The sequence below is a fragment of the Mesorhizobium sp. M2A.F.Ca.ET.067.02.1.1 genome (genome assembly GCF_004023285.1).
Classification (GTDB): domain Bacteria; phylum Pseudomonadota; class Alphaproteobacteria; order Rhizobiales; family Rhizobiaceae; genus Mesorhizobium.
In genome coordinates this window covers 1-3003 of record NZ_RZSB01000735.1, presented here as the reverse complement: position 1 = coordinate 3003, position 3003 = coordinate 1, and the positions used below count along the sequence as shown (strand labels likewise).

Sequence of the window (3003 nt, the reverse complement as noted above, 5' to 3'; positions counted from 1 at the left end):
GAGCTCAACGTCGCCATGGACATCAGCGTCGAGGAGGCGGCCACCGCCGACAAGGTGACGGCGATGTTCCCCGACGGCCGCAAGGTCGCGGTCAAGCTGCCGGCCTATGTCGAGGACGGCCAGACGATCCGCCTGAAGGGCCAGGGCGAGCAGGGGCCTGGACAGCCGGGCGACGCGCTGGTCAAGATCCACATCCGCCGCCACCCGCGCTACCGCATCGAGGGCCGCGACCTGCATGTGGATCTGCCTGTCGATCTGGCCGACGCGGTGCTCGGCGCCAAGGTGGCGGTCGAGACGCCGACCGGCAAGCTCGCGGTCAACGTCCCGGCATGGTCGAGCTCGGACAAGGTGCTGCGGCTGAAAGGCCGGGGCCTGCCGGAAAAGGCCGGCGGTCACGGCGATCTCTATGCCCATGTCCGGCTGATGCTGCCGGAGGGCGGCGATGCCGAGCTTGAGACCCTGATGCGCCGCCAAAAAAGCTGATCGAGGAAATCTTGTTCCCGTTACAGTGTCTTTTGAGCGCTTGAAGGGGCTCTGTGCCTGTGCGATAGGGCTCTCCACAAAGCAGATATTCTTGCGGAGAGCTTGCACATGGCAGGTGGACAGGGCCTGATGGCCGGTAAGCGGGGCCTGATCCTGGGCGTCGCCAATAATCGGTCGATCGCTTTCGGCATCGCCAAGGCTTGCGTCGATCACGGCGCCGAAATCGCGCTGACCTATCAGGGCGAAGCCTTCAAGAAGCGCGTCGAGCCGCTGGCGGCCGAGCTCAACGCGCATGTCGCCGGCCATTGCGACGTCACCGACCCGGAAAGCCTTGATGCCGTTTTCGCCGACATCGCCGAGCATTGGGGCAAGCTCGACTTCCTTGTCCATGCCATCGCCTTCTCCGACAAGGACGAGCTCACCGGCCGCTATGTCGAGACGACGCGCGACAATTTCCTGCGCACCATGGACATCTCGGTGTTTTCCTTCACCACCATCGCCAAGCGCGCCGAGCCGCTGATGACCGATGGCGGCTCGCTTTTGACGCTGACCTATTACGGCGCCGAGAAGGTGATGCCGCATTACAACGTCATGGGCGTCGCCAAGGCGGCGCTGGAAGCGAGCGTGCGCTATCTCGCCGTCGATCTCGGCGCCAAGAAGATCCGCGTCAACGCGATCTCGGCCGGGCCGATCAAGACACTCGCCGCCTCCGGCATCGGCGATTTCCGCTATATCCTGAAGTGGAACGAGTACAATTCGCCGCTGAAGCAGACGGTGACACAGGAAGAGGTCGGCGATTCCGGCGTCTACTTCCTATCCGACCTGTCGCGCGGCGTGACCGGCGAGGTCCATCACGTCGATTCCGGCTACCATGTCGTCGGCATGAAGGCGGTCGACGCGCCGGATATCTCGACCGTCAAGGACTAATCCGCTCCGCCTATCCAGCGTCCAAGCAATTCCAGGAAAAGTGCGAAGCGGTTTTCCGTCCGGAATTGCTTGCAAAAGCAAATAGCGTCCGACCTCGGAAGACCTGATGTACCCGCTCGTCTACATCGCGCGCCACGGCCAGACCGAGTGGAATACCCAGCGTCGCCTGCAGGGTCAGGCCGACACCGACATCAATGAGCTTGGACGCCAGCAGGCGACTGCCAACGGACGGCGCCTGGCCGCGATGATCGGCAAAGGAGAGGATTTCGACTTTGTCGCAAGTCCGATGCGGCGCACATGCGAAACCATGGAACTGATGCGCGCGGCAATGGGGCTCGACCCGCTCGCTTATCGGACGGAGCCGCGTCTGGTGGAATTGAGTTTCGGCGAATGGCAGGGTTTTACGTTTCGGGAGCTCGAGGCCCGGCATCCTGGATCCACGCGTGGCCGCCGCGCCGCCAAATGGGATTTCCAGCCGCCCGGCGAGGGTGCGGAAAGCTACGAGATGCTGCTCGAACGGGTGAAGCCTTGGTTCGACGCGCTTGACCGGCAGACGGTGTGCGTCACCCATGGCGGCGTGATCCGCTGCCTTTTCCGCTTCGTCGAAGGCATATCCAAGAACGAGGCGGCCGCCCTGGAGATCCCGCAGGACCGCCTGCTCCGGCTGGAGGGCCGGAGTTTGGAGTGGTTATAGGTCCGGGTGCGGCCGTGAAAGTCGTCATCCTTGGGCGCAGCGACGCGAAGCGGAGCGAGGACCCATGGATCCATGCCGTGACATTCGCCGAATAGTAAAAACGGTGCAGAAAGGGTCGTTCTGCACCGCTGCAAAGCTCTGACATAACGGCATGGATTCCAGGGTCTGCGCGTCGCTGCGCTCCTTGCTTCGCCCTGGAATGACGAAGCTTAGGCGTTCAAGCCCCTGGCCGGAAAAGTTAGTTCTGGTCGCTGTCGGGCAACTGCATATCGGTGACGACATTCTCGCCATTGCTCACGTCATAGGCGATGACGATGTCCATGCCCGGCTTCAGCGAGTCGATGTCGGTCTCAGCGTTGAGCTTGTAGGCCTTGCCGTCGTCAAGCGTCAACGTCAGCGTGTCCTTGTCGACCTTCTTGATCAGGCCTTCGGTCTGGCCGGCGAACGCGGCGGCGGTGGAAATCATGAGCATGGCGCAGGCGGCGCCAATCAGGGTACGCATCGTCGTCCTCTTTGGTCATTGCGCCGGCTGGTCAGCGGCGGGTCCTCAACGGCGGATGGGAAGAGAGCAGAAACCAACCGAATGTGTCAAAACTAAATCCGCCAGATCACAGTTTGATGCACCCGTTTGACCACCGTGGAAAACGCCAATAGAAGGCAGCCGTAACCGGTTTTCCTCACCGGCAGGGCGTTTTTCATGTCTCACAACACATTCGGCCATCTCTTCCGCGTCACCACCTGGGGTGAAAGCCATGGCGCCGCGCTCGGCTGCGTTGTCGACGGCTGCCCGCCCGGCATCCGCTTCAAGCGCGAGGACATCCAGGCCGAGCTCGACCGCCGCCGCCCCGGACAGTCGCGCTTCGTCACCCAGCGCCGCGAGCCGGACGAGGTCAAGATCC

General features: G+C 62.7%; 5 protein-coding genes. 4 read left to right on the top strand and 1 reads right to left on the bottom strand.

Features of this window, described 5'->3' with window-relative positions:
* From EOA28_RS30935 to EOA28_RS30925, 3 genes are all read left to right on the top strand, one after another.
* The coding region (locus tag EOA28_RS30935) for a DnaJ C-terminal domain-containing protein (RefSeq protein ID WP_281060937.1) at positions 1-483 on the top strand (483 nt) is incomplete at its 5' end.
* A 108-nt stretch (positions 484-591) separates the two neighbouring features.
* Positions 592-1410, top strand: a complete 819-nt coding sequence (fabI, locus tag EOA28_RS30930; protein ID WP_126078577.1) for an enoyl-ACP reductase FabI — start codon at positions 592-594, stop codon at positions 1408-1410.
* A gap of 106 nt (positions 1411-1516) precedes the next feature.
* Entirely contained in the window at positions 1517-2104 is a 588-nt protein-coding gene (locus tag EOA28_RS30925) for a histidine phosphatase family protein (protein ID WP_127252855.1), read from the top strand.
* 238 nt (positions 2105-2342) lie between these two features.
* Here EOA28_RS30925 and EOA28_RS30920 read toward each other — a convergent pair whose 3' ends face one another.
* On the bottom strand, positions 2343-2606 hold the full coding sequence (locus tag EOA28_RS30920; RefSeq protein ID WP_042641719.1) for a DUF1344 domain-containing protein: 264 nt from the start codon (positions 2604-2606) through the stop codon (positions 2343-2345).
* Positions 2607-2801: 195 nt separating this feature from the next.
* Here EOA28_RS30920 and EOA28_RS30915 point away from each other — a divergent pair.
* The coding region (locus tag EOA28_RS30915; protein ID WP_128315621.1) for a chorismate synthase at positions 2802-3003 on the top strand (202 nt) is incomplete at its 3' end.